At 37.4% G+C, this 26,924-nt stretch carries 29 protein-coding genes; 5 read left to right on the top strand and 24 right to left on the bottom strand.

The window, feature by feature from the left end; all coding sequences use genetic code 11:
• Positions 1-95: 95 nt before the first annotated feature.
• The 5 genes from AB3I72_RS11980 to guaD all read right to left on the bottom strand — a co-directional run bounded on the left by AB3I72_RS11980 (position 96) and on the right by guaD (position 5,454).
• Positions 96-1,124 carry a permease prefix domain 1-containing protein gene (locus AB3I72_RS11980; RefSeq protein WP_002415717.1) on the bottom strand — a complete coding sequence of 343 codons (1,029 nt, stop codon included), beginning with the start codon at positions 1,122-1,124 and terminating at the stop codon, positions 96-98.
• A complete protein-coding gene (locus AB3I72_RS11975; RefSeq protein ID WP_002382752.1) occupies positions 1,121-1,453 on the bottom strand; it encodes a PadR family transcriptional regulator in 333 nt (110 codons plus the stop codon). The genes AB3I72_RS11980 and AB3I72_RS11975 overlap by 4 nt, the downstream gene beginning before the upstream one ends.
• Before the next feature lie 161 nt (positions 1,454-1,614).
• Entirely contained in the window at positions 1,615-2,592 is a 978-nt protein-coding gene (guaC, locus tag AB3I72_RS11970; RefSeq protein WP_002362677.1) for a GMP reductase, read from the bottom strand.
• 141 nt (positions 2,593-2,733) lie between these two features.
• Positions 2,734-4,065 (bottom strand): nucleobase:cation symporter-2 family protein, encoded by a 1,332-nt coding sequence (locus AB3I72_RS11965; RefSeq protein WP_002359736.1) that lies wholly within the window; start codon positions 4,063-4,065, stop codon positions 2,734-2,736.
• Between the two features lie 3 nt (positions 4,066-4,068).
• The gene (gene guaD, locus AB3I72_RS11960) at positions 4,069-5,454 is read right to left on the bottom strand and encodes a guanine deaminase (protein WP_368023963.1); all 1,386 of its coding nucleotides are present in this window, start codon (positions 5,452-5,454) and stop codon (positions 4,069-4,071) included.
• Positions 5,455-5,673: 219 nt separating this feature from the next.
• On the opposite strand from guaD, the gene AB3I72_RS11955 reads away from it, so the two are divergent.
• Together AB3I72_RS11955 and AB3I72_RS11950 are read left to right on the top strand one after the other, a co-directional pair.
• Positions 5,674-6,300, top strand: a complete 627-nt coding sequence (locus AB3I72_RS11955) for an MBL fold metallo-hydrolase (RefSeq protein WP_002356716.1) — start codon at positions 5,674-5,676, stop codon at positions 6,298-6,300.
• A gap of 40 nt (positions 6,301-6,340) precedes the next feature.
• A complete protein-coding gene (locus AB3I72_RS11950) occupies positions 6,341-7,045 on the top strand; it encodes a histidine phosphatase family protein (RefSeq protein WP_002364444.1) in 705 nt (234 codons plus the stop codon).
• Between the two features lie 55 nt (positions 7,046-7,100).
• Here AB3I72_RS11950 and AB3I72_RS11945 read toward each other — a convergent pair whose 3' ends face one another.
• The 5 genes from AB3I72_RS11945 to AB3I72_RS11925 all read right to left on the bottom strand — a co-directional run bounded on the left by AB3I72_RS11945 (position 7,101) and on the right by AB3I72_RS11925 (position 12,345).
• A complete protein-coding gene (locus AB3I72_RS11945; RefSeq protein WP_061101298.1) occupies positions 7,101-7,949 on the bottom strand; it encodes a MurR/RpiR family transcriptional regulator in 849 nt (282 codons plus the stop codon).
• Between the two features lie 87 nt (positions 7,950-8,036).
• The gene (locus tag AB3I72_RS11940) at positions 8,037-9,491 is read right to left on the bottom strand and encodes a PTS transporter subunit EIIC (RefSeq protein WP_061101299.1); all 1,455 of its coding nucleotides are present in this window, start codon (positions 9,489-9,491) and stop codon (positions 8,037-8,039) included.
• A 22-nt stretch (positions 9,492-9,513) separates the two neighbouring features.
• A complete protein-coding gene (gene murQ / locus AB3I72_RS11935; protein WP_002381571.1) occupies positions 9,514-10,404 on the bottom strand; it encodes an N-acetylmuramic acid 6-phosphate etherase in 891 nt (296 codons plus the stop codon).
• Positions 10,379-11,488 (bottom strand): DUF871 domain-containing protein, encoded by a 1,110-nt coding sequence (locus AB3I72_RS11930; RefSeq protein WP_368023962.1) that lies wholly within the window; start codon positions 11,486-11,488, stop codon positions 10,379-10,381. Before AB3I72_RS11930 ends, murQ begins: the two co-directional genes overlap by 26 nt.
• 296 nt (positions 11,489-11,784) lie before the next feature.
• Positions 11,785-12,345 carry a PTS glucose transporter subunit IIA gene (locus AB3I72_RS11925; protein WP_002380597.1) on the bottom strand — a complete coding sequence of 187 codons (561 nt, stop codon included), beginning with the start codon at positions 12,343-12,345 and terminating at the stop codon, positions 11,785-11,787.
• A 115-nt stretch (positions 12,346-12,460) separates the two neighbouring features.
• Here AB3I72_RS11925 and AB3I72_RS11920 point away from each other — a divergent pair, with 115 nt between their 5' ends.
• Positions 12,461-13,291 (top strand): undecaprenyl-diphosphate phosphatase, encoded by an 831-nt coding sequence (locus AB3I72_RS11920; RefSeq protein WP_002356708.1) that lies wholly within the window; start codon positions 12,461-12,463, stop codon positions 13,289-13,291.
• 38 nt (positions 13,292-13,329) lie between these two features.
• On the opposite strand, the gene AB3I72_RS11915 is transcribed toward AB3I72_RS11920, so the two are convergent.
• The 3 genes from AB3I72_RS11915 to AB3I72_RS11905 are packed head-to-tail and all read right to left on the bottom strand — an operon-like array spanning position 13,330 to position 15,805.
• Positions 13,330-14,115, bottom strand: coding sequence for a ChbG/HpnK family deacetylase (locus tag AB3I72_RS11915; protein ID WP_061101301.1), 786 nt, complete (start codon positions 14,113-14,115; stop codon positions 13,330-13,332).
• A 19-nt stretch (positions 14,116-14,134) separates the two neighbouring features.
• The gene (locus AB3I72_RS11910; protein WP_002356705.1) at positions 14,135-14,758 is read right to left on the bottom strand and encodes a DUF47 domain-containing protein; all 624 of its coding nucleotides are present in this window, start codon (positions 14,756-14,758) and stop codon (positions 14,135-14,137) included.
• A gap of 12 nt (positions 14,759-14,770) precedes the next feature.
• Positions 14,771-15,805: an inorganic phosphate transporter gene (locus AB3I72_RS11905; protein WP_025191163.1), complete on the bottom strand. Its 1,035-nt coding sequence runs from the start codon at positions 15,803-15,805 to the stop codon at positions 14,771-14,773.
• A 210-nt stretch (positions 15,806-16,015) separates the two neighbouring features.
• Here AB3I72_RS11905 and rpsT point away from each other — a divergent pair, with 210 nt between their 5' ends.
• On the top strand, positions 16,016-16,267 hold the full coding sequence (rpsT, locus tag AB3I72_RS11900; RefSeq protein ID WP_002356703.1) for a 30S ribosomal protein S20: 252 nt from the start codon (positions 16,016-16,018) through the stop codon (positions 16,265-16,267).
• An 86-nt stretch (positions 16,268-16,353) separates the two neighbouring features.
• On the opposite strand, the gene AB3I72_RS11895 is transcribed toward rpsT, so the two are convergent.
• Positions 16,354-16,911 (bottom strand): acyl-CoA thioesterase, encoded by a 558-nt coding sequence (locus AB3I72_RS11895; protein ID WP_002382741.1) that lies wholly within the window; start codon positions 16,909-16,911, stop codon positions 16,354-16,356.
• Between the two features lie 168 nt (positions 16,912-17,079).
• Here AB3I72_RS11895 and AB3I72_RS11890 point away from each other — a divergent pair, with 168 nt between their 5' ends.
• Positions 17,080-18,021 carry a ketopantoate reductase family protein gene (locus tag AB3I72_RS11890; RefSeq protein ID WP_061101302.1) on the top strand — a complete coding sequence of 314 codons (942 nt, stop codon included), beginning with the start codon at positions 17,080-17,082 and terminating at the stop codon, positions 18,019-18,021.
• A gap of 51 nt (positions 18,022-18,072) precedes the next feature.
• On the opposite strand, the gene holA is transcribed toward AB3I72_RS11890, so the two are convergent.
• The 10 genes from holA to AB3I72_RS11840 form a co-directional block, all read right to left on the bottom strand.
• Positions 18,073-19,101, bottom strand: coding sequence for a DNA polymerase III subunit delta (holA, locus tag AB3I72_RS11885; protein WP_002381565.1), 1,029 nt, complete (start codon positions 19,099-19,101; stop codon positions 18,073-18,075).
• 57 nt (positions 19,102-19,158) lie between these two features.
• Positions 19,159-21,423, bottom strand: coding sequence for a DNA internalization-related competence protein ComEC/Rec2 (locus AB3I72_RS11880; protein ID WP_181035427.1), 2,265 nt, complete (start codon positions 21,421-21,423; stop codon positions 19,159-19,161).
• Between the two features lie 34 nt (positions 21,424-21,457).
• Positions 21,458-21,961, bottom strand: coding sequence for a ComE operon protein 2 (locus AB3I72_RS11875; RefSeq protein WP_002395327.1), 504 nt, complete (start codon positions 21,959-21,961; stop codon positions 21,458-21,460).
• A 122-nt stretch (positions 21,962-22,083) separates the two neighbouring features.
• Positions 22,084-22,761, bottom strand: coding sequence for a helix-hairpin-helix domain-containing protein (locus tag AB3I72_RS11870; protein ID WP_061101304.1), 678 nt, complete (start codon positions 22,759-22,761; stop codon positions 22,084-22,086).
• A gap of 62 nt (positions 22,762-22,823) precedes the next feature.
• Positions 22,824-23,894, bottom strand: coding sequence for a SepM family pheromone-processing serine protease (locus tag AB3I72_RS11865; protein ID WP_002382735.1), 1,071 nt, complete (start codon positions 23,892-23,894; stop codon positions 22,824-22,826).
• The gene (gene coaD / locus AB3I72_RS11860) at positions 23,881-24,372 is read right to left on the bottom strand and encodes a pantetheine-phosphate adenylyltransferase (RefSeq protein ID WP_061101305.1); all 492 of its coding nucleotides are present in this window, start codon (positions 24,370-24,372) and stop codon (positions 23,881-23,883) included. The genes AB3I72_RS11865 and coaD overlap by 14 nt, the downstream gene beginning before the upstream one ends.
• A 1-nt stretch (position 24,373) precedes the next feature.
• The gene (gene rsmD / locus AB3I72_RS11855; protein ID WP_260646280.1) at positions 24,374-24,952 is read right to left on the bottom strand and encodes a 16S rRNA (guanine(966)-N(2))-methyltransferase RsmD; all 579 of its coding nucleotides are present in this window, start codon (positions 24,950-24,952) and stop codon (positions 24,374-24,376) included.
• A 74-nt stretch (positions 24,953-25,026) separates the two neighbouring features.
• Complete coding sequence (locus tag AB3I72_RS11850) at positions 25,027-25,377, bottom strand: YlbG family protein (RefSeq protein ID WP_002359714.1); 351 nt, start codon at positions 25,375-25,377, stop codon at positions 25,027-25,029.
• Positions 25,367-25,801, bottom strand: coding sequence for a YlbF family regulator (locus AB3I72_RS11845; protein ID WP_061101306.1), 435 nt, complete (start codon positions 25,799-25,801; stop codon positions 25,367-25,369). The genes AB3I72_RS11850 and AB3I72_RS11845 overlap by 11 nt, the downstream gene beginning before the upstream one ends.
• Positions 25,798-26,922 carry a CAP-associated domain-containing protein gene (locus tag AB3I72_RS11840; RefSeq protein WP_002379682.1) on the bottom strand — a complete coding sequence of 375 codons (1,125 nt, stop codon included), beginning with the start codon at positions 26,920-26,922 and terminating at the stop codon, positions 25,798-25,800. Before AB3I72_RS11840 ends, AB3I72_RS11845 begins: the two co-directional genes overlap by 4 nt.
• Positions 26,923-26,924: the final 2 nt, after the last annotated feature.

Below are 26,924 nucleotides of genomic sequence, written 5' to 3'. Positions count from 1 at the left end.
AGTTTAATGCTTTTGTCAATCGAAAATACAAGAAAAGTGGGACAGCCGTTTTGACGAATGTCCCACTTTTCTGTTTTACTATTAACAGGTTTGTCTCAATGTTTGTGTAAAAATGCTTGGATGGTGTTATAAAAGATTCCTGCGAACATAAAGATTAACCAACTAAACCGCCAATCCCCTAAAACAAAACTAATAAATAAATAGAGTGCAACAACTAAGGGCCAATAAACGGATGCAATAATTGCACCGACAGGATTTCCCACAGGTCCTTCCTCTGTTTTTGTTTGTTGAGGGGCAAAATCAGGATGACCAACATGTTCTGAATAAAAATAAGTTTCATTCAACAATTTATTAAAACTTCCTTTAATTACTCCACCAAATATAAACAAGAAGACACCAACCGATACTAAAAAGAAGAGCCAACTAATCCCCATCGTTCCATTATAATATTGTCCGCCCATCATTTGATGCATGGAACGGCGCATCATCAGATGAAGGCCACTACTAAAGACAACAACTGGGATTAAACCCAAAATACAAAAAACGACGCCCGCTGCCATACAAAAAATAAATGATCGTTGAAAACTTTGTTCTCTTTGTGCAACTTCTTTTTTTAACTTAGTCGGAATCAATCGTTGCCCCAGTTGTTTATCCATTGCAACAAACCGATTACCAGCAACAATAAATAATGGAACGCCAATTGCCACACCTATGAAAAGACAAACTAAACCGAGACCGTTAGAAAGAACACCACGCATACCAACCAGCAAGCCAACACCCACCATGATTGCAACAACACCAAGACCAATTTGAATAGCACCTTTACGTTGGACAGCTAAATAGTCAAGTCCTTCCTCCACTGAAATTTCTGGCAAACCGTTCATTGAATCGTTTGTTTCATCCACTTGTTTATTTTCTAAATTCAATTCTTCCATTAATTCATCAATAGTACCAAATTCAGAAATAATTGTACCAATTGCTTCATTTTCCGATTTTCCTTGGCTGAGCAAATCTTCATAACGATCCTCAGCATTTGCTAATAAATCCGCCTTTAATTGTTTTGTTTCAGATGTTTCAACAACGCCTGAAAATAAGCTATCAATAAATTCTTCTATAATTTTCATTTTCCCATCTCCTTTACAAATGCTTCGACGACGTCTTTTGTTACTTCCCATTCTAGTAACTTTTCCTCTAAATAACGCTCTCCTGCACGGGTTATTTGATAATAGGTCCGCTTTTTGCCATGCGTTACTTCTCCTGGAAATGATTCAATGTAGCCATTTTTCTCTAAACGTGTAAAAGCAGAATAAAGTGTCGTTTCTTTAATCGAATATTGTTCTTTAGAAATTTCACGAATGCGTTTAGAAATCGCATAACCATATGAAGCGCCGGATTGTAAGATTGAGAGAATAAAGGTATCGTTGTATCCTCGAATTGCATCACTACCAATCACATAAATTCCTCCCTCAAGTACTTCAACTATCGTACTACGTCTGTCGTTGTAATTATCTTAACACGATTACTACGATAGGTAAAGTAAAAAAAGCACGTAATGCAGAAATCATTTTAATTTCTGCACTACGTGCTGTCTTCTTTTCAGTCTATAGTTGAATCTTAAATGGTATCACCATTAAAAATAGAATTTTTTACAATCACATAATCAACTTTACGAATCGCTTCTAAATCGCGACCTCCCGCGTATGAAATGGAAGATTGTAAATCTTGTTGCATTTCGACTAAAGTATCTGCCAACTTCCCTTTATGGCGTAACCAGATTTTTTTCCCTTCAACGTTTTTCTTTTCGCCTTTTTGGAATTCAGAGGCGCTACCAAAGTATTCTTTGTAAACAACGCCATCTTCCACTTTTGTTTCACCTGGTGATTCTTCATGTCCAGCAAATAGTGAACCAATCATGACCATAGTTGCCCCAAAACGCACAGATTTTGCAATGTCTCCATGGGTCCGAATTCCACCATCTGCAATAATTGGTTTCCGAGCAGCTTTGGCACACCAACGTAAAGCCGCTAACTGCCAGCCACCTGTCCCAAAGCCAGTCTTAATTTTAGTAATACAAACTTTTCCTGGTCCAATCCCCACTTTGGTGGCATCGGCTCCAGCGTTTTCTAATTCGCGAACGGCTTCTGGTGTTCCAACATTGCCCGCAATAACGAACGTTTCTGGTAAAAATTTTTTTAAGTGTTGAATCATATTAATCACCGCATTTGAATGACCATGGGCGATATCAATTGTCACGTAGTCAGGAACTAAACCTTCTCGGGCTAACGTTTCAACAAAAGCGTATTCCCCTTCTTTCACGCCCACACTAATTGACGTGATCAAGCCCTTTTGTTGCATTTTTTTAATAAATGGCACTCGCGCCTCTTCATCAAACCGATGCATGATATAAAAATAACCATTTTCAGCAAGAGTTTCCGCAATCGTTTCATCAATAATTGTTTGCATGTTCGCTGGAACGACAGGCATTTTAAACGAATGTTTTCCTAAAGTTACTGTAGTATCACATTCAGAACGACTATTCACGATACATTTATTGGGAATTAATTGGACATCTTCATAATCAAAAACTTTCATACTTACTGCCTCCTAGTTATTTACAAAAATAACGTAAAAACCGAACATTCGGTCATTTAACGTTCGTGTTTACAAACACCATTGTTAATTTACACTATTTACCGCCACTTGTCAAAGGCGTTTTAACGAAAATTAATCTTTTTACCCTTCTTGAACGTTTGGTAAAATGGCCTGCAATAAAATAGCAACAATTGAGGCAGTTGCCACGGGTGAACTAAATAAATATTGTAAAAATTGTGGTAGAGTTTCCAAAAACTCTTTTGGTAACAATGTCAACGCTAATGTCATAATAATCGGAACGGCAATTACATACATCTCTTTTTCATGAATTGTTACATCACTCATGACTTTCATTCCACTTACAGAAATGATGCCACAAACAACCACAAAAACACCGCCGATAACTGGTGCCGGAATGGCCGAAATCAAGGTGGAAAGTTTTCCAGATAAGCCAAATAAGACAAACCACGCACCTGCAGCCACAAAAACCTTGCGACTAGCAACTCCAGTGATTGAAATAATCCCAGCATTTGTAGAGTAACTAGTTACTGGCGTGCCGCCAATGAATGAAGAAACTAAGCAACCTAAGCCTTCACCAATTACGCCGCGATTAATTTTTTCTTCGGTCAAAGGTTCAGCGACAACATGACTCACAGCAAACCAAGTGCCTGTTGTTTCCGCCATTAAAACCAGATAAATAACTAACATCGTGGCAATAGCTGACCAATCAAATTGGAAAGAAAAGTTAACTAATGGTAACTGAGGCAAACTAAACCAAGCCGCTTCACTAACGGCTGATAAATCAAGTACCCCTAATAATTGTGCCGCGATGCTCCCAAATAATAATGCCAAAATGACAGAAGAAACGCGGAAAATCCGCCCTTTTTTCAAAGCAGAACCTAAGAGCGCAAAGAAAATCAACGTCCCCGCTGCTATAAATGCTAATAAAATATTTTGTCCTAATTCCCCTTTTGCATGGTAAATATTATCCGATAAAGCGACTGGCATTAACGAAAGCCCCACCACAAAAATAATTGTTCCTCCCACAATTGGTGGAACAAATTTAGTGATTAAACGATTAAAGATACCAGTAAATCCTAATATAATAACAACAATTGCTCCTACTAAACTAGCACCTAAAACTGCGCCCCAGCCATTTCCTTGTTGGTTATTGGCAAAATAAATTCCTGCAATTGCCCCGATTGGAATAAATGAAGGGCCTTGCGCAACTGGTAATCTCATACAAAAATGAGATTGAATAATCGTGGCAAGTCCTGCTGCTATGAATGTCGCTTGGATTAAAGAAGACGTTTGTGCTGTGCTAATCCCAATAATTGAAGCAATGATCACAGGTACGACGTACACGTCCATTGCTAAGACATGCTGAATCCCTAACATAGTGGCCTGCCCAAAAGATACTGAATCTTCTGGCCCCACTGTTAAATGAAGATTATTTTGTTTCTTTTCACTCATTTTTTATACTCCTTTAGTTGCTGACATTAGATTTTTATCATGTACTTTTTCACCTTGTACCCAGACTTCTCGAATATTTTCTGGTCGTGCTAAATATAAGATTTTTTGGAAAATATCAAGCAATGATTCCCCTGGATTTTTAGGGATTCGTGCTTGTGACAAGCTTGTATTAATAATTTGAACATCCCAAGCATACCCTTTTTCTAATTTTCCAATTGGCAAACTTAGCGCTTGGCCACCGCCAGCAGTAGCTAAATAAAACGCTTCATTTACGGTAATCCGTGCTGTTTTAACACCTCGTACTTCTGGTTTTTTTGTAGCATCGACGCCATCTTCTAACATTCTAGAAGAAATAACCGCTTGCTTTAAATTGTCAAAAAGACTTGGTGAAAAACCACCTGAAAGATCACTACCTAAACCAACTTCTACTTGATGTTGATGTACTAATTTTGCAATCGGTGTTACTGCATTACCAAAATAAGCATTAGAGATTGGGCAGTGCGCTACAGCCGTCCCTGTTTCATGGAATAAATTCATATCTGCTTCTTCTAAAAAGCCTGCATGTGCCATCACTGCTTTTTCTGTTAATAAACCAAAATCATTCAATGCTTGGGCATCATTTTTTCCAAAACGTTCTTGAACAAATTGATGTTCCCAATCACTCTCACTACAATGACTTTGAACATGGACTTGATATTTCGCTGCTAATTCTCCTAATCCTTTAAGTGCTTCCTCTGTACAACTAGGAATGAAACGCGGAGTTACAACGGGATACACGCCTTGTTTTGTTTGCTGCGCTAATGTTTGAATTTCTTGAATAAACCGTTCCGTTTCTTCTAATGCTTGTTGCGTTGTTTGATCACGATAGTATTCAGGATTCTCATTAAGATCATCCATTACAACTTTACCAATTAAGCCACGCTGCCCTTTTTCCGCACAAATCTCTGCCAAACGACGGCTAGCTTCATAATGAATGGTTGCAAAATAAAGGGCTGTTGTTGTCCCATAAGCTAACAATTGGGTTACCAGTTCATCATAGACTTGTTGGGCAAATGTTAAATCTGCAAATTTGGACTCCAAAGGAAACGTGTACGTATTCAGCCATTCATACAATGGAATATCCAAGGCGGTCCCAGATTGTGCCCACTGAGGTGCATGGACATGTAAATCAACAAAGCCAGGTAAAAGATAAGAATCTTGGGGCAATTCTTGAAAACGTTGTGCCTCTTTTTGTTCTGCTAGCACAGTTTCATACGCTTCAGCATCTGGTTCAATTATTTCCTGAATTACTCCGGCCTCATCTATACAAAAAAGTGTCTCTTCATAAACTTTAATCTCTTGCAAATTTTTACTAGAAAAACCTGTTCCTTTTATTACAAAATGAAACATTTAATACTCCTCCTTACTATCACATGAAGATTATACATAAACTTTCGCTTAATAACTATAAAAATGTGATTTTTTTTTTTAAAATCCATGTTCAAACAAGCAAAAACCGAACATTCTAAGAATGATTTATTTTTTCTTTGGATAAACAAGAAAACTTTCTATTCTTAATATTCTTCGGTATACTTGAAGAGAATCGTTAGAACTTTAGGAGGTCCTGAGATGATACAGATCGAACAAATTAGAACAGGTGTTATTCAAGAAAACTGTTATCTTGTTTATAATGAAGAAGCATTATTAATTATTGATCCAGGTGCAGAAGGAGCAAAACTAATTCAAGAAATTACCCGTTTAGGGAAGAAACCAGCCGCTATTTTATTAACACATACTCACTATGATCATATTGGTGCGGTAGAAGAATTGCGCCATCATTATCAAATCCCTGTTTATGTTAGTCCATTAGAACAAGCGTGGCTTTCCAATCCTATTTTGAATCTTTCAGGATTAGGCAGACATGATGATATAGCAAATATTATTGTTCAACCCGCCGAACATGAATTTAAACTAACCGATTATGAAATTGGCGGCATGAAATTTTCCGTAGTCCCAACACCTGGTCATTCAATTGGTAGCGTCAGCTTTGTCTTTGATGATTTTGTTGTTGTTGGGGATGCATTGTTTAAAGGTAGTATTGGTCGTACCGATTTACACACTGGTGACATGCAACAATTATTACACAGCATTACGACCTATCTATTCACTTTACCGGAAGAATTTCCTGTTTATCCAGGTCACGGTGATGCCACAACCATTCAACATGAAAAAGCCACAAACCCATTTTTTAATTAGAGATTTATTCACTATTTAAAGAAACTTAGGAGGAGTAGCAATGACTGAAGCAACGACACTTTATATTATTCGTCACGGAAAAACGATGTTTAATACGATTGGCCGTACCCAAGGCTGGTCAGATACCCCCTTAACCAAACAAGGAGAAGAAGGCATTTATCATTTAGGCTTAGGTCTTAGAGACATAGACTTTAAGGAAGCCTATAGTAGTGATAGTGGTCGTGCCATGCAAACCGCTCAGATTATTTTACAAGAACATCAAAACCACCAAAAGATTCCTTACCTAACCGATAAACGGATTCGTGAGTGGTGTTTTGGTTCTTTAGATGGTGGCTATGATGGTGAACTTTGGGGTGTGGTGCCACGCATTTTAGCTTTTAAAAGTTATGAGGACATGATGACCACGAAGATTACCTATCGCGAGTTAGCAAATGCTATTATTGAAGCCGATACGGCTGACTGGGCGGAGCCTTATGAAGTTATCCGTGATCGTGTTTGGTCTGGTTTCGAAGATATCGCTCATCATCGAGAAAAAAATGGTGGCGGCAAAGTCATGGTGGTTTCCCATGGACTAACAATTTCCTTTTTACTTTCCTTAATTGATGCAAGTTTGCCTATGCAGATGGCGCTGGAGAATGGTAGCGTGACGACCTTAACTTACGAAAAAGGAACATTTACCATTCAAGGAATTAATGATATTTCTTATATTGAAAAGGGAAAAAAGATCGCTGAAAAGCGCCGTTGATAGTAAAAAAAGAGAAGGGTATCTGTCAAAATGACAGATACCCTTCTCTTTTTATTTATTCTTTTAAACGTTCTACATTTTTTCTTGAGATTTGAATTTTTTCTAAGGTTTCCTTATAGTTTTTTGCTGCATAAGCAAAAAATAAAACATCGACTACATACAATTGTGCCACCAAGGAAACAGTAGCCGCACTTCTCAATGGCACGTCTTCCCCACTAGAGGTTTGGAGGACGATATCACTTTTTTCACCAATCACTGATTTTTCATCTTGTGTGATACTAATAATAGGAATCCCTTGCTGCTTCGCTAAATCAGCTAAAGTACTTGCTTCTTTATTCGTTCCAGAATTAGAAATAACAATAAAAACACTAGGCTTTTCTGTTGAGCCTAACATAGAAGCAAATAAATGATGGTCCAATGTTGTAAATACCGTTCGGCCTAATCGCGTAAACTTTTGATAAATATCTTGAGCAACCAACGAAGAGGCACCTAATCCATAGACAAAAATTACTTCTGTTTTTTCCAACAAATCAACGGCTTCATTCACTGCGACATCCTCTAATGTCTGACCGCTTCGCTCAACCACATGAACAAAGCGCGCCTGTAACTTTTGTTTAATATCAGCTGTTGATTCCCCTTTAGTAACTTCAGTATACATTTGCTGCTTCATTTGGCCAAGATTTGCAGATAATAAAAGTTTCAACTCTGTGAAGCCATTCACATCCATAGAATGACAAAAGCGAATAATTGCCGCTGGACTTGATCCTGCTTGTTTCGCTAGATCTTGCGCATTCATTGAAATAACTGTTTCTGTATTTTTTAAAATATATTCTGCGATTTTTCGTTCTGATTTTGGTAATTGTTGTAGACGATCTTGGATAGATAAGACAATATTTTGTTGCATAAACACCCCTCCTGATACACCATTTCCTACGCAATTAAATTTTAACAAAGAAAAAGGGAGAAGCCAAGTTCTCCTTTTTTCTATTTATTATTTAGTTGTTTGCATATCTTTAGGAATCCCAAAGAATAACGTTGCTACAAAACCACCTGCGTAAGCGGCCAATAAACCTAATACATATGCAAGCCATTGGTTGTTGGCAATTAATGGAATTAAAGCCACCCCACTTGGTCCAATAGCAATCGCACCAACATTACCGAAGGCCCCAATCACCGCACCACCAATACCACCGCCGATACAAGCAGTAATGAATGGACGTCCTAATGGTAAAGTAACTCCGTAGATTAATGGTTCACCAATACCTAAAATTCCAACTGGCAAGGCACCTTTAATCATCTCAACTAATTTTTTATCTGATTTACAACGAATCCATAATGCTAAAGCTGCACCGACTTGTCCCGCACCAGCCATGGCCAAGATTGGTAATAACAAAGTCATCCCTGTTTGATTAATCATTTCAATGTGGATTGGCGTCAAAATTTGATGTAAACCAAACATTACCATTGGCAAGAAGGTTAAACCAAGAGTAAAGCCAGCAACCATGCCACCTTTTTCTAAGACAACATTGATAATACCAACTAAGCCATTAGAAATAGCTCCGGCTACAGGCATGATTAAGAAAATAGTTGCTAAGCCAATCACTAAAAGTGAAATGGTTGGCGTTACGATAATATCAATTGATTCTGGGACAATTTTATGCAATTGTTTTTCTAACAATGATAATAACCATACGGCAAAAATAACACCGATAATTCCGCCTTGTCCTGCAGATAATGTTCCCCCAGTGAAAATATTACTGATTGGTGCATCTGGATTCATTCCTGTCAACATTGTGACTGCCCCAATAACACCACCCAACGCTGGCGTTGCACCAAAAACGCTGGCACTGTTAATCCCAGTGTAAAGAGCTAAATAAGCAAAAATCCCATTTTTAATGATATTTAAGACATCAATATATTGTTGCCATGAAGCTGAAATATCACCAGCAACAACTAAGTTAGACATAACAGCTGCAATCCCGCCAATAATACCAGCCCCAACAAAGGCAGGAATCATCGGAACAAAGATACTAGAAATGGATTTTAACACTTTTTTAAATGGTGAAGTGTTATTTTGTTTCGCTTTTTGTTGTGCTTTCATTTGAGCGGCTTTTTCTTCTACTAAATCTTTTCCAGATTTGCCTGCTGAATCATCAGTTGTGGTGCCATGATTAAATGGTTCTCCCAATTTGACACCTGCTTGATCTACCATTTCTTGTGCAACCTTGTTAACAGTCCCTGGACCAACAACTACTTGCAACGTATCGTCTTCTACGACGCCCATAACGCCATCAATTTTTTTCAATCCTTCAATATCCACTTTGTCATAATCGCGGATATCCATACGAACACGAGTCATACAATGAATGACTTTGTCCACGTTTTCTTGACCACCAACTTCTTTATAAATCCCATCAGCAATGCGTTTAATTCTTTCTTCTGCCATGTTAAAACACCCTCCTAATTCCTTAATTTAATGTATTCTTGATAAATTGATTCCCGTCAATTAATTTTTGTGTTGCTTCTTCTTTAGTACTATCAGTTAAAATCATTACAATTGCTAACTTCACATTTTCTTCTGCTTCTACAAATTTTAGTTCGGCAACTTCATAACTACAACCCGTTGCTTCCATAATAATCCGTTTGGAACGCTCCACTAATTTTTCATTGGTTGGTTTTACATCAACCATTAAGTTATTGTAGACTTTCCCAATACCAATCATGGAAATAGTTGATAACATATTTAAAATTAATTTTTGAGCTGTCCCAGATTTCAAGCGAGTCGAACCTGTTAAAAATTCAGGTCCTGCATCTACTTCAATCGGCATTTGCGCATATTTACTAATTTCGGCATTTTTATTACATGCCACAGTTGCAGTAGCTGCTCCCACCGTTGTAGCATATTCTAAACCGCCAATTACATAAGGCGTCCGACCACTGGCTGCAATCCCAACAACAATGTCATTTGCTGATAATTTTAGATCAACTAAATCTTGACGACCTAGTTCTTTTGAATCTTCGGCACCCTCTACTGCGACAGTCATTGCTTTTTGACCACCAGCGATGAGGCCTTGAACCATCTCTGGCTCGACGCCAAAAGTTGGTACGCATTCGGCTGCATCTAAGACACCTAACCGACCACTCGTACCAGCGCCCATGTAGATCAAGCGGCCTCCTTGATTGAAGCTTTTGATGATGGCTTCTACCACTGGTTCAATAGCTGCTAATTCTTGACCCACTGCAATTGCAACTTTTTGGTCTTCTTGATTCATTTTTTGTAAAGCTTCTTTGACACTCATCTCATCTAAGCCCATTGTATTTTCATTTCTACGTTCAGTTGTTAAGTTTTCTAAATTCATTCTCTATCGTTCCTTCCGTGACTAGCGTAAATTGATTGCCTGCCTTGATTAATGGCAATATCGTTTGATCTTTTTCAATAATTCGTGTAATCGTATTGACTTTTTCATCTTTCAGAAAGTCCACCAGTGTGACTTGAATTTCTCCCATATAGCGACCATATCTTTCATTATCAATCGTTACGGTTCCCACTGGACGTGCTTCAGTCTGCTCTGACTCAATCGTTGCAATTTCATCTTTTCTGAACATTTCACTCGTTCTTGATAATTCACTTCGCAAAACATCTCTTGCAGCATCTAAACGATTGGTATGAGTCCCAAGTATTCGTTTCAAATAGCGGCTCTTGCTAGGTGCTACTTCTAACAGAAATTGATTGGTTTGGTGATAATAACCAAATTGAGCCATGGTTCGCTCACTAATTGTGGGATCACCAATATAAACAGCATCGACATAAGGATCAGCCATCAAACCAACGGCAGCGGCGAAAGGATTTTGCCCCCGATGTTTTTCTAATGTTGGTAAACCAGCAAAAATTGGGCCTCTTGTTTGCCCATCTCCTGGCACAAAAGTAAAAACTTGTAAGCCTAATTCTTTAAGCCAGCGGTTCTTTTCATTAAAAAATGTTGTTCCAATGCCTGTTTCAGGTCTTGGATAATAATTATGCCAAGCTTCTAAGCGAGAAAAGTCCGCTTGGTGAGCCTTTAACTCAGCCACTTCTTCAAGTGTAATGGTACTAGCATTCAATCCTATATCAATCTTATGTGAAGCATGAGCCATTTGTTCTATCGTAATGCCATAGTCCATCCGGAGGCCAGTTACGCCCAACTCAATTAAAGGCTCTAATTCATCGAAAGAAAAACCCGCTCTTTTTAACGCTTCACCTGAAATATCTACCATAATTTTCATTTTTTCTGCCTTAGCAATTGCCCCTAAATCAGTCAAGCGTTGGCGATAAAGGGAAGTATCATCTTCTGGAATGTGTAAAGAAGTGAAAATACCATCAAATCCAAGCGCTTTCATCTTTTTGATATAAATAATTGTATCGTTTGTAATCTCTTCACCAAGAAAAACTGAAATACCATACATCTTTTTAGCTCCTCTCTAATACGCTTTCATTATAACTTGTTTGAAATAAAATTTCAACTATTTTTCTAAATATTTTTTAATTCCAAAATAAAATTTTATTCATGTTCAAAAAAAACGAGCGTGGAACAAAAATCAATTTGGATTTTTGCTCCACGCTCAAAAACTGATAAACGGCGGGAACAGAACCAACTCCTTCGGAAATAAGCCGAAATTCTCCAAAAATCAAAGATCAATTTTCGGAAATTTCTTCTTATTTCTCGGAGCTAAACGGTTCTGTCCCGACCTCGTCTAATGCATTAATTGGCTGTGGCAGAGCCAACTGGTGTACCAGCTGTAACCACGCCAGTTTTCTCTAACGAAAATTGTGCTACTTTATCCATGTTGGTAATGATGACAACCATTTCAGTTCCTTTACCAGCTGCTTTAATTGCCTCTAAATCAGCAATTGCGACCACCGTATCTGCAGTCACTTGGTCGCCTTCTTTCACTTTAATAGTGAACGGTGCCCCGTTTAACTCTACCGTATCGATACCCATGTGTAATAAAATTTCAAGACCGTTTGTCATTTTTAAACCAATGGCATGTTTTGTTTGGAAAACGCTTAAAACTTCTCCTTCAATAGGTGCATAAATTTCACCATTTTCTGGAACTACTGCATAGCCATCTCCCATCATTTTTTGTGAAAAAACAGGATCATTCACTTCACTAATTGGGATAACGGTTCCATTGGCAACGGCATACATTGTATTATTTTCGACAACTTCATTCTTTTTCTTCAAAAATCCAAACATTTCTCTTCCCCCATTTTTTAAAGTATCACTAGTATAGAAAAAAGTTTCATGAATTACAAGTGGCACCTTTGTATAATTCTAAAATTTATTTTAAAATAAGAATTTGCATTGGCATTTACTTTGTCAGCGGGTATACTTATACTTGATGTATTTTGCATTTATTTCAGAAAGGAATGGTGACATGCTTTTTGCTAACCTATGGAAAGCAATTATTCTTGGTATTATCGAAGGAATTACCGAGTGGCTTCCAATTAGTAGTACCGGACATTTAATTTTAGTGGATGAGTTTATTAAACTCGATCTAAGTAAAGATTTTATGGAAATGTTCAACGTCGTTATCCAATTGGGAGCGATTATGGCGGTTGTTATTTTATACTTCCACAAATTGAATCCTTTCTCACCAAAGAAAAATGGCGAAGAGAAAAAAGATACTTGGATTCTTTGGTCTAAAGTCTTAGTCGCTTGTTTACCAGCGGCAGTTATTGGTCTAAAATTTGATGATTATTTAGATGCACATTTTTATAACTTTTTAACAGTATCGATTATGTTAATTGTTTATGGGATTGCTTTTATTATCATTGAAAAACGAAATAAAAATGTTGCACCGAAGTGTACTAATCTAAAAGACTTCACTTATAAAGCCGCTTTAATCGTTGGTGCTTTCCAAGTACTGGCATTAATTCCAGGAACTTCACGTTCAGGAGCGACCATTTTAGGGGCAATCTTAATTGGGGCCTCACGTTTTGTTGCAACAGAGTTTTCATTTTTCTTAGGAATTCCAGTAATGTTTGGAGCAAGTTTTTTAAAAATCTTTAAATTCTTGGCCAAAGGAAATACGTTTGGGTCAGAAGAAATCATTATTTTATTAACTGGCTCTATTGTTGCCTTCGTTGTTTCCATCATTGCGATTAAATTCTTATTGAATTACTTGAAGAAAAACGATTTTACAGTTTTCGGTTGGTATCGTGTAATTTTAGGTGCGATTTTAATTGGCTACTGGTTATTCTCATAAAAACAAAACCGTTGCTTTCACTGTCGAAAGCAACGGTTTTATTTTTTTAAATCGCCAAACGTTATTCGCTCAATCCCCTGTTCTTCAAACCACTGACGAACACGAAGATCACAAATCGTTGCTAATTCTTTGCAGCGTAAAGTGGTATAAGAAGAATTGTCTAACACAAATTGATCCAAATACCCAACATCAAAATGCATCTCAGCAATTGCCGATTCCGGCATCCGTAATAAACCAAAGTCATCTTCTAAAAAATTCTCCACTGATACGCCTTCGTGAATATAAGATAACGCGCCAGACTCTAACAAATGTGTCACCTGGAAATAACCTTGTTGCGGTGGATATTCTTTTTCCCCACTATATTTCAGGGTTGTATGAAGTCCGTACTCTTCTGCTAATTCTAAAAATACTTGATCAACCACTTCATCCCCAATCGAATGGCAATCAAAATGTTCAGGATAATGTCCAGTTAGTTCCTTAAAACGCGTCAATTGTGCAATCGTTTCAAGTCGTACTTCTTCATATACGAAGGTTACTTGCTTTTGTTGACGATAATAAGAAGAGCGATGAAAATTGCCTTGTTCATCTACCAGTGAAGGAATCATACATGGGTCCGCACAAGGTTTCCCTAATAAAAAATTCGTATGCTGACCTACAAATAAGCCTGGATAATTTTTTGCTAACGCAACGGCGTGTTCTGCTGTTGGTAAATTGGGCATCAAAAGTGTCGACGTCGTTAAACCATCGACATAACTTTTGATAATGCCATGATTAATCGCTTCTGACATCCCAAAATCATCAGCATCAATAATTACTTTAACCAACAGCTCCCCCCTCTTTTCTTTACGTATTTTTGATGACAATTCCGACAATAATATTAACAGCTGATTCACAATCATTAATCGTGCGCTCAAGCTGATCATAAACATCTTTCCACTTGATAACTTTTAATAAATCTTTTTCGTTAGTCATCAAATCTTTCATGGCGCTACTGTATAATTTATCGCCTTGAGATTCAATCGTATTCACTTCATCAATCAATGAAACTAACGTTTTAGAATTTTTAAATTTTGCAAATTCCTTCGTTGCTGATTTAACGCCTTCTGTCGCTTTAACAATATAAGCAGTTAATTCTAGCGCGGGCGCAATCATTTCTTCGACAACTAAATGATCAAGTAAATAAGACAAACTATTAATGCTATCGATAATGTTATCTAAGTGATCCGTAATATCGACAATATCTTCTCGATCAATTGGCGTAATAAAGGAAATATAGAGTTCATTTAAAATTTTGCGAACAATTTCATCATTCTCTTTTTCCAATTGATGAATCGCTTCTGATTTTTTTACTAAGTTTTCTAATGAATAATTGTCTACAATTTCTTGCAAAACCTTTGCCGCTTCATAAGCATTTGTTGCTAACTGGTTTAATTCTCCAAAATAATCAAATTGTTTTTTACGTGCCATGTTTTTCTCTCCTTAAAAAATTGCAATAAATAATTTTGACATCACATAAGCGATCAGCCCACATCCTGGGAAAGTTAAAATCCATGCTATCAGCATTTCTTTCACGATACGCCAGTCAACACTTGAGATTCGCTTAGAAGCACCTACTCCCATAATCGCTGTTGTTTTTGTATGAGTAGTTGAAACTGGAATCCCGAAAGCCGATGCTAAAAATAAACAAATAGCCGTGCTTAAATCTGCAGTGAAGCCTTGATAGCGTTCGAGTTTTACCATATCCATCCCGACTGATTTAATGATTCTCATGCCGCCCACAGAAGTTCCAATGCCCATTGTAATGGAACACAGAACCATAACCCATAACGGAATCACAAAACCGCCACCTGTTTTTTCGACTAAATTATTATAAAAAAGCACTAACATGAACACGCCCATAAATTTTTGCCCATCTTGCGCACCATGTAAAAAAGCATTAGCTCCTGCACCAAAGGCTTGCCCAACCGTAAAAAATTTGTTGGCTTTTCTTCTAGGCACAGCCGAGAAAGCTTTCACAACAAGTTTGGCAATCAAATAACCGCCGCCAAAGCCCATAACGGTAGAAACAACTAGACCAACAAGCACTTTGACCCATTCCGAGCCATTGACTGCACCCAAACCACCTAATGCCATTGCCGAACCAGTCAAGCCGGCAATTAACGCATGGCTTTCACTTGTGGGAATACCAAAATACCACGCAGCAACTGCCCAAACCACAATTGAAAAAAGCGAAGCAGCCAAAGCCACCTGTGAAGCGTTTCCATTTGCGTCAAAACTAACAATGTTACTAATCGTTTCAGCTACTTGGGCATTAAAAAAGGTCATGACTAATGCACCTAAAAAGTTCATCACAACAGCCATCCAAATTGCGACATTCGGTTTTAACACCCGAGTCGAGACAGCGGTTGCAATTGCGTTCGGCGCATCCGTCCAACCGTTAACAAAAATTACACCCATTACCAAAGTAATCGTTACCAATAATGCAATACTCACAAAGACACCACCATTTTTCATTTATCTATTTTATCATAGCATGTTTTAAAAAAAATGTATGCTTTTTTCTTAAGGCTCTGGCAAATTTTCTTATTTTTTTCTTGAAATTGTCTGTTAAGGAAAAAAACTTGTCGTCTTTTATTGCAATGGAACAATGGATTAGGTATAATGATTACTGTTGAATTACATTGGCTGACCAGTGTAAAACCTAAATCATCGGAGGTGAAACAAATGCCAAATATCGAATCTGCAATCAAACGCGTACGTACAAGTGCTAACGCGAATGCGAAAAATTCATCTCAAACAAACGCAATGCGTACAGCAATCAAGAAATTTGAAGAAGCTGTAGCTGCTGGAGCTGATAACGTCGATGCTTTATACAACGAAGCTGTTAAAGCTGTTGATATGGCTGCAACTAAAGGTTTAATCCATAAAAACAAAGCTAACCGCGATAAAATTCGTTTAAGCAAATTAGCTAAATAATGTGAGATAGAAGTTAGCATTCATGTTAGCTTCTTTTTTCATCAAAAAATGTCCAAGTCTGTTTTCACAAAGACTCGGACATTTTTTTATAAAGGTGAATCAATCCACGGTAAATCTGTTGTGAGATGTTGACTAAATAATTTAGTCTCTTCTCGCAAAGCTAAACGTTGTTGTCTTCTCGTTTCATAATTGGAACAAATCAACTTTTCTTCTGCAGTTTCTGGGACGACTGCCGCTAATTGGAAGTCACTTTCGGGATTCATATGAGACGGAATGGCTACAAAAGTTGTAAAACAAGTCGCCGCTAAATAACGCTCTCCAGTTGTTAAATCTTCTCCTACAACTTTAACAAATACTTCCATCGATTTATGATGCACGCCAGAAACAAACGTTTCAACACACACTGAGTGATTTTCTTTTAAAGGTTTTAAAAAATTTAAGTTATCTAAAGATGCTGTAACTGCCCCTCTCCGACAATGTCGTGAAACGGAAATGGATGCGGCGTCATCAATTAAAGACATTAATTTCCCACCAAATAGTGCACCAAAGGGATTTAAATCAAAGGGAAATACACGATGTGTTTGAATCACTCGTGATTCTCGACAAAATTTTTCTTTCGTCATTAACGATTCCTCTACTTTCATTTATAAACTTTTCCACGCTTTACTTTAGCTTACTTTACCATTTGATGCAATCCTTACTTTTTAGGAAACATTTAAAAAATAACAAATTTGCAAGTCCCATTTATTCATTTTTAGGAAAGTTGCTGTATAATAATAACGGTTAAAGAACTTTTAAGGAGATGGATACACATGAAAATTGCAATTGCTGGTGCCGGCGCTATGGGCAGCCGTTTAGGAATTATGTTGCATCAAGGCGGAAATGATGTAACTTTAATCGATCAATGGCCCGCGCACATTGAAGCCATTCGTAAAAATGGTTTAATCGCTGATTTTAATGGAGAAGAAGTTGTCGCAAAACTACCAATCTTCTCACCAGAAGAAATTGACCATCAAAATGAACAAGTAGATTTAATTATTGCTTTAACCAAAGCACAACAATTAGATGCAATGTTTAAAGCGATTCAACCAATGATTACTGAAAAAACGTATGTACTATGTTTATTAAATGGCTTAGGTCATGAAGATGTACTAGAAAAATATGTGCCAAAAGAAAACATCTTGGTTGGCATTACCATGTGGACAGCTGGTTTAGAAGGACCGGGACGTGTTAAACTTTTAGGTGATGGCGAAATTGAATTAGAAAATATTGATCCTTCTGGTAAAGAATTTGCTTTAGAAGTCGTTGATGTCTTCCAAAAAGCTGGTTTAAATCCAAGCTATAGTAGCAATGTTCGCTACTCTATTTGGCGGAAAGCCTGTGTCAATGGTACGCTAAATGGTTTGTGTACAATCCTTGATTGTAATATTGCTGAATTTGGTGCACTACCTGTTAGTGAATCCCTTGTTAAAACATTAATCGGTGAATTTGCAGCAGTCGCAGAAAAAGAAGCCATTCATTTAGATCAAGCAGAAGTCTATACACATATTGCTCAAACTTATGATCCAAACGGTATTGGCTTGCACTATCCGTCTATGTATCAAGATTTAATTAAAAATCATCGTCTCACAGAAATTGATTACATCAATGGTGCCGTTTGGCGCAAAGGACAAAAATACAACGTAGCAACACCTTTCTGTGCCATGTTGACACAGCTTGTTCACGGAAAAGAAGAACTATTAGAAGCTAAATAATAAGAAAGTACCAGAGACAATCATTGTATGACGATTGTCTCTGGTACTTTCTTATTTTGCTTCTGCAGTCAATTTTAAAATAAATAATTGGAATAGTAATTCTTTATCCATTTGGCCCGTTTTCATGCGGTAATCATTTTCAACTAATTCATCATAAAGTCTTTCTAATCGAGACAATTCAAATCGTCGGACTTGTTGTAACGCTAACTTGACTCGATAAGGATGAACCTTTAATGTATCAGCGATATTCGCTTGTTGATAGCCCATCTTAGCCAAAATTTTTGTTTGTAGAAAAAGGCGAATCTGATTCAATAAGATTGCATTTAACTTAATGGTTTCTTCTCCTTGTAAAAGTAAATCTTCATACAATTGAACAGCTTTTTCACTGTTTCCAGAAAGTACTTCGTTGGTTAAGTCAAAAACATTATGTTCCAAAGACTTAGGGACTAATTCTTGAACCGCACCTCGTGTAATTGTCTTCGTTTCAAGGGCATATAAATACAGCTTCTGTAATTCTCCCATAATTTTTGATAAGTTCAAGTCTGTCAATTGAAGTAATAAATCAAAAGCATCGGAGCGAATAGTGTACCCTTCACTCTCAATCGTTTGAGAAATGTACTGACGAATAGCCTTTTCATCCATTGGATTGACGTCAACTACTGTGGCATTTTTTTTCAATGCTTTGGTAATTTTTTTGCGTTCATCTAATTTTTCATAAGAGGCCATAAAAACAAGAACAGTTGTTGGTGATGGACTTTCCAAATAATTCAATAAAAGATTGACATCATGTTCCACACCGTTTGTTTTTCTTTCGGCAGTTAAAAAGTAAGGATTTTCCACAAAGACAAGGCGATAATCACCAAAAAACGGAATTGTTTCCGCTTCAGCAATCGCTGCACTTAAAGGTGTTTCCTCCATATCAAATGAGAAAAAGTTAAATTGATCATCCTCTTCCGTCAACAATTCTTTCATCAATGTTGTTTTAAATAATTCAGTTAAATAAAGTTCTGTTCCTATTAATAAATACACTGGAGCGATTTTTTGCTCTCGCACTTCTTTCAAAGCTTTTTGTAACTCCATTGGCTCGCTCCTTTTCTCGTTTCTCTTGTTTATCCTATCATGTTACTTCTGGAAATACTAGTCTTGTTCTTTAACAAATTTGGCTTTAGAAAGCCCTTGCCAGGGTAACCATTGATAATAAATCATTCCTTGAAGATCGGTCCGATAATAATTTATTTTTTGCTCCTCCAGCGTCGCTAATGTCTCCTGATGAGGATGTTTAAAACGATTATTCAGTCCAGCTGAAATCAATGCTTCTCGCGGATTAAGCTGTTTGATAAATCTTTTAGTAGACGACGTTTTACTACCATGATGACCGACTTTCAAGATGTCGATTTTCAACTGGGGATAGCGAGCCAACACTTGTTCTTCTCCTTCGGCTTCCAAGTCACCAGTAAATAAAAAATGCCGTCCGCCTAATTGTGTGGAAAACACTATCGAGTCATTATTGCCCCCAATACTGCTCTTATTTGGCGATAAAATTTGAAAAGAAATGGGTCCATTAATTCGCTTGGGCGCTAAAATTGGCCGACAGTCTGTTCCGCTTTTTTGGAGTTGTTTCAAGACTTGGCGAAACGAAAAATTGGCTTCAGCTGCTCCTTTAGGGAAATAAAGAACAGAAATTGGAACCTTCTGCGCAATGGCTAATAAATCGCCAAAATGGTCTTCATGTGCGTGTGTGATGATCACTTCATCTAAACGTTTGACTCCTTGACTTTTGAGAAAAGGAATCACTGAATATTCTGCTCCTGATCGACTATTTTTCCGTTGCCGCCAAGCTTCTTTGCCAAAAGACAACCGCCCCCCTGTATCGATCAGTGTATTTTTTCTGTGAAAAGGCGCTTGGATAAACAAACTATCCCCTTGGCCTACATCGATCATTGCAACAATGCCAATTGGCGAAAGGTATTTACTATTTATCAAAACAATTAGTAGTCCGATTGAGAAAAAAATTTTTTTAGACTTGTCTGCTAAATAAATCATTGAAAGTCCGATTAGTAATAACAAACTAATTTGTATCCAAGAATTTAAATAGCCGATGGTCAGCTTCGGATTTAAGTGAACTAGCACCCACTCAAATAAGCCATTCATTGTTAAAAATAGTGGTTCGAGCAAGGCTGCTAAATAACGTGCTGGCATAATAATCACTAGAAAAAAGCTCAACGTCAAAAGCGGTAACAAGAACCGTTCAAAAATTGGTAACAAGAGAAATGTTAAGAAACTTCCTAACAAGGGCCATTCATAAAATGATTGGACTAAAATAGGTAAGGAAGCCACAGCCAATAGGAAAGAGCCTAAACAATTTTTAATAAAAGGCGAAGAATAACCAACCAATGTTTGCTCTAAAAACAGCAGAACAAAGGAAAGTAAGTAACTAAATTGACCGCCGACTGAAAAAAAGAGGGTTGGCTGAACAATCAAGTGCACTAAGAGAGTTAAACTCCAACAATCGAGGGCCGGAACCTGCCAATTAAACCGTCGATTGAACGTATTGAGGTTTGTTTGTAAAAGCGCCCGCATGACACTGACTGAGAATCCTGTTAAACCAGCATATATCAGAGAAAAACCGCATTGCCACAAAAAATAACTTTCTTGCGTTCGGCGAGCGATTCTTAGCATCAGCAAGCGAAATAGACGAATGAAAAAAGAAACATGCATCCCTGACAAACTAAAAAGATGCAAAATGCCTAATGCTGAAAATTTATCACTTATTTCAGCAAATTCTTCATTACGAAAACCTAAAAGCAACGCATTCATGTACATTGCACTAGTATCACCAAAATTTTTCTGAATATGTACCATCGCCCATTTCCGCCAGCCGCTAATGATTTCTTTAAACCGCCAAGAAAAAAAGGAACGCGGTTGTCCTATCTCCTCAATGAATAAAATAGCTTCGATTCCTTGATTCTTTAAAAATAGTTGATAATTGAAGCCATTTTTGTTGGTTTGACCTTGGGGCGATTCTAAAATACCTACAGCGGTTGCTTGAATGGTTGTGGCTAGTTGTTGCCATTGCTGTTTTTCTTTCACACTTTTTAATTGGTAAAATGCCATCACTTTCTGACTTTTTCCTTTTACGATCCAATTGGCAGAAAATTTTACTTGATCGCCATCTACTTGTATTTCATCTGGCAATATCGTTAGCTGTCCTGACAAGCGGACTTCTTTAGGCAACAAAGAGACTGGCTTTAACCACTGGAAAATCAATATGCCACCTACTATTAAAAAACTGCACAAAAAACCTCCCAATATAACAGGAAAACTTTTTGTACAGACAATACGGATAACAGTCATAGAAAGAAGAAGAGCTCCTAATAAACTAGGTGCGAAAAGACACCACAGCCCACAACTAGTCAGCAGAGCTACGAAGAACCAATTATTCCTCAGCTGAGGAAGGATTGTCCTCAAGTGTGGCAAATTCTTCTCCCCATTGTAATTCGGCAAAATATTTTGGTACTAAAGTCACTTTTTCAACCGTGGCACCTACTTGTTCAATTAAATTTAGGGCGTACTCATCATTACGGTAATCCTTTAAATAATAAATCTTTTTAATCCCTGCTTGTAAAATCATCTTTGTACATTGCAGGCAAGGGAAATGTGTCACATAAATTTCTGCCCCTTCTGTAGGGACGCCAAACTTCGCACATTGTAAAATTGCATTCATTTCTGCGTGGATTGTTCGAACGCAATGATTATCAACAACATAACATCCCTCATCAATACAATGCGTTCCGCCACTGACTGAACCATTGTAACCTCCTGCAATAATTCGTTTGTCGCGAACAATGGTTGCTCCGACAGTTAACCGTGTGCAAGTACTTCTTAATGATAATAAGACGCTTTGTCCCATAAAATATTGGTCCCATGGAATTCGTTCCATAATAAACCTCCTTTATTTTTAATGACTCCTGTGTTCGATTTGCCAAATCATTTAATCTTATTACAAATAGTATGTTATCCGCATCCCATAGTCAAGAATTCTCAGGAATTTTCTGTTAAAAGTTAGCCAGTCACTGTCAACATGTCTTTTAAACGTTCTACTGTTTTCTCTCCAATACCTGGAACATTTTTCAGTTCCTCGACGGTTTTAAACGGTCCTTGTTCGTCACGAAAGCGAATAATCTCTTGTGCTTTTTTCGCACCGATTCCTGAAATCGTTTGTAGCTCTGCTTCTGTTGCCGTATTAAGGTTGATCTTTTCCTCCTGATTTTGCTGAGCAGGTGCTGATTCCTGCAGTGTTTCTAATGACTGTGCCACTGGTTCTCCTTTTTTGGGCACGTAAATAATCATTTGATCTTTTACTTTTTGAGCGTAATTGACCTGGGCGGTATCAGCTTCCTCACTCACGCCTCCAGCTAAAGCTAAAGCATCCCAAATCCGCTGCTGATTTTTTAGTTGATAGATTCCTGGTACTTTCACTGCGCCTTTAATATCAACATAGATCATTGTTTCTGCCCTTTCTTTTGTGGCATCTGTGGTGGCCTCTGCCGTAGTGGTCAGACTTGTCTCCTCCCACATTGTGGTGTCTACACGTGGCTCCTTATTAACCATCAAATAAATGCCCACGAATAGAGTTATCAAAATAACTATAGACGCACCACTACCTAGCAATAGCCACTTTTTGGGTAACTGTTTCAACCAATCCATCGTTTGTCCTCCCTTCAAAATATAATTACGCATTTTTTAACAAAAAAATGCGCCTGGACCAAAAATCACTAGTAATTTTTGGCCCAGGCACACTTTTATTTTAATTTTTCTAGATAGTTCAAGGCATCTTGAACCGTTTTTACTGGGACAATTTTCATTTTTGTCCCAATTTTTTTCGCAGCTTCTTGTGCTTCTTGATAATTCGATTTGATTTTCGGTTCAACTTTTTTCATTTCTGAAGTTATTTCATCATCAGGTGCAAAGAAAATTTCTGCGCCGTTCTCACTGGCAGTTACAACTTTTTTGTCAATGCCTCCGATTCTACCAACGATTCCTTGACTGTTCATCGTACCTGTTCCGGCAATTTCATGACCTTTACGTAAATCTTTATGACTTAATTGTTCATAGGTCTGCAAAGTAAACATTAACCCGGCCGATGGCCCACCAATATCACCCGCTTCAATAGATACTGGGATAGAAGAATCAATTTCAGTATGATCAGTCAAACCAATACCGATCCCCGCTTTTTTATCTGTTGGCAATTCAATTAATTTGCCGGTCGCTTCTTTTGCTTTGCCATCTTGAATAAATTGAACAGTGACTTTTTGATTCACTTTTTGTGCTTTAATGTAATTCATTAATTCTTCACTGCTTTTAAAAGATTTACCATCCACGCCTGTCACGGTATCGCCAACTTCAATTTTTCCTTTAAAACTTGAGTTGTCTTCCATCGCTAACACATAGACACCTTTAAATTTCATCTCATATGGAACCTTCGCTAATTTTAAGGCTTGCTCAATTGCGGCGTTTTTTGAGGAATCCATATAGTATTGTTGAATTCGATTATATTCGCTATTACTACTATCTCCCATTAATTCTTTTTTGGACATGACTTCTTGAAAATCCGAAAAGTTTGCTTTTATGGCAGAAAAAATAGTGGCCGAACGAATGCCCACCGTTGTTAAATAAAAAGCACCTGACTGCGTATCTTTTTTTCCATCAACAGTTACAAACTCTTTTAAATTTTCTGTCGTTCCTGGTCCTTCAATATAATAAGGAATTGGGACGATAAACAAACCAATTAGCAGCAATGCCAATACCATTGGAATGAGTGATTTAAACGAAAATTTTTCTGTTTTTTTATTCATTATTTTAGCTCCAGTCATTCTTCTTTTGTTTTAACGCGTGATAAATATTGGGAGGAAGATAGTCAGACACATCGCCCCCAAAACGTAAAACTTCTTTTAGTAAACTGGAGCTTACATGTGCATAGGATTCTTCTGCTAATAGAAAAACCGTTTCAATTTCTGGCGCCAGATGTTGATTCATTTTAGCAATGTCTTTCTCGTACTCGTAGTCTTTGACGTTTCTAATGCCACGAATCAAAAAATTAGCCCCTAATGATTTTGCACTTTCCACAGTTAACTGGGTTTCTTGCATGATAACACGCACATTTGGCATTTCTTTAGTTGCTTCTTCAATTAAATATTTTTTCTCTTCTGGCGTAAATAATGTTTGCTTACTTGTATTTATAAAAACGCCAATAATGACTTCGTCAAATAACTTCGCACTGCGTTCAATCAAATTTAAATGACCATTTGTCATCGGATCAAAACTTCCGGGAAATAGAGCAATTTTACGCATCTTACGCCTCCTGACGATAAATCGTTACTTGAGTGATTCCGTAAACGGTTTCTCTTGTTTTTTCTAGTGTGCCAATCGTTTCCGGTAATTTGACAGTTTTATCTGTTTCACAAACGATAACGGCTTCGTTTGTTAATAACTGCCGTTCTAACATCTTTTCTAATTGTGAAACAATTTCTTGTTTGGCATAGGGCGGATCCAATAAGACCAAATCAAATTGTAGCTTCTCTTCATAAAACTGTTCTAAGGCACGATTAGCATCCATTTTTCTAACTTCAAATTTTTCTGGTTCTTTTGTAATCGCAATATTTTCTTTAATTACTTTTAGTGCAGCAAAATTCTTTTCAATACAAATACTTTTGTCCATTCCACGAGAAACGGCTTCAATCGCTAACCCGCCACTTCCTGAATATAAATCCAGCGCCATTCCACCGTCGAAATATGGACCAATCATATTAAAAATAGATTCTTTTACTTTATCTGTTGTGGGCCTAGTATTGTCGCCATCTAACGCTTTCAAGCGTCGGCCACCATATTCTCCAGAAATAACACGCATTGTTTCGACTCCTTTATCAATCATTCTTTTATAATTCATTATAACAAAAAGAGTGAAAAATGTTTGAAATTTCTCATAACATTTCTCACTCTTTTGCATTAGACATTCTCTGCTAAGCGAATCTCTGTAGATAATTCCTCTACTACATAGCCATCGTCTTCTTGTTCTTGATAAGCCGCTTTGGTACCAATTTTTTCAGCAAAATTCATTTCGACATCTGGTCGATACGATTTATCGACACTACGAACAAAATGTAACTGATTAATTTTTTCCATGTTACTTTCAATATTTTCTTCATTCATGTAAATCACCACATATTTCATTTTTCGTGAAACATAGTGAATCAGTCCATATCGGCGTAACTGTTTTAACGGTTTTAATGTGTATACCCAAACAATTAGGCAACGACGCTCTTGAAGCGTAAATTCTTTTTCTTCTTTAGCTTGCATGGCAGCTTCCTCCACAACCTGAATGTTTCTTTCCTCGTTCAAAGAAAGGATTTCCAGCATCTACTTTAATATCTTCAGAAATTAGTTGCGCAATCTTTAAACCAATTGTATCTAGCAACGTTTGAACGTTTGTCTCAGCAAAACGATAATTTGCAACGATTTCATTTAAATCAAGCGCCCGCTTTGCTTTACGTAGGGCTCGTTGTTTCTCCCGAAAATCGGGTGCATGAATCCCATAAGCCTCTACTCGTTCAAAGGCTGACTTAGATTCTAAAAATGCTTTTTGTAACTGAGCAACTTCCGTTGAAGCATACATAGCTTTTTTTGTTTCTTTATAGTTTTGAACAGCATCACTTTCTAAAAGTGCTGAAATTAAGCATTCTGTTTGATCTTCAATTGCAAATAAATGTTCTGTCACAATCATAACTTTTCACTACTCTCCGTGATTTGCCTATTTTCTGGTCGTTTCTCTAATAAGACTAACACACCTTCATTGGAAAAGGCAACGCCCAATTCTGTCGTTTCTGACTCAGCAAAATAGCTATCATATTGCGGGTCCGAAAACCATGACAAAATAGTAAAGGTACTATCATAAACAGGTTCTTGGAAAATACCTGCTGGTTCTCTCAACGAAAGTTTGCTCGTTTTAACTAATAAAGAAAATTCGTCCTTAGTCAAATGAAAGGGGTGAATAGCCGTATGTTCCTCTCTTGTTTGTAACAATTCTGCTTGTCGATTTGCTGACAAAATTGTTGGTGTATGGTTGGCCATCGTTTGATACAATGTTTGGGCATCTTTTTGACTTTGTGTGGAAACTGAAAAAGCAGCTTGATTTTCTTGCTGTTTAACCAGATTCATGACATAAATCGCTTGGTTACTTTGAACAGGATCGAAGGTCATTGATTGCGTTATATCAACTGGCAGAGGAGAACCTTCATTTAATTGATAAGGCATTTCCGTGAGCAACGTTTCTTTATTGACATAATTAACTGCCATTAAACCGCCTGTCCGCTGATTAAAAAATAACACCGCAAAACTGCCATTATCAAAAGCAACCAGTGGTCGATAGTTCATATCTTCTTCCATCAGCTCGACATCGTAAGCTTCATGATGAAAATTAAATGCAAAATTAGAATAAATCGTCATTAAATCAGACAAGTCAGCAAGCTTCATATCTATCTTAAACGGTTCTATCATTTTGTCATTGTTAAAGGCCTTAATTGCGATGACTTTATTTTCTCGAACGTTGACTTCTAAGTAATCATTCATCGTCAAACCGAACGTCCATAATTCATACGTACGACCTGTTTTAATTTTTTCTTTAGGATTGCCAAACTGGCGGATAAAGGTTTCCACATCTTTCCCTATGTATGCTGCGTAGCCAGAAGCTGGCAATTCTTCATGAGGAACAGCGGTGTGAGCGCTGGATAAGCGCCCACTTTGAGCTGTTTCGGTTGGTTTTTCAGCAGGGAAAAAAACTGGCTCTAAATATCCGATGAGTAGAACTGTTAAAAAAACAGCAGTAAAGGCCCAAAATCGCTTCATTT

This window comes from Enterococcus sp. GC34, assembly GCF_040886645.1.
Taxonomy (GTDB): domain Bacteria; phylum Bacillota; class Bacilli; order Lactobacillales; family Enterococcaceae; genus Enterococcus; species Enterococcus faecalis.
Note: the sequence above shows the minus strand (reverse complement) of the source record. Positions and strands in the feature narration are given on the sequence as shown.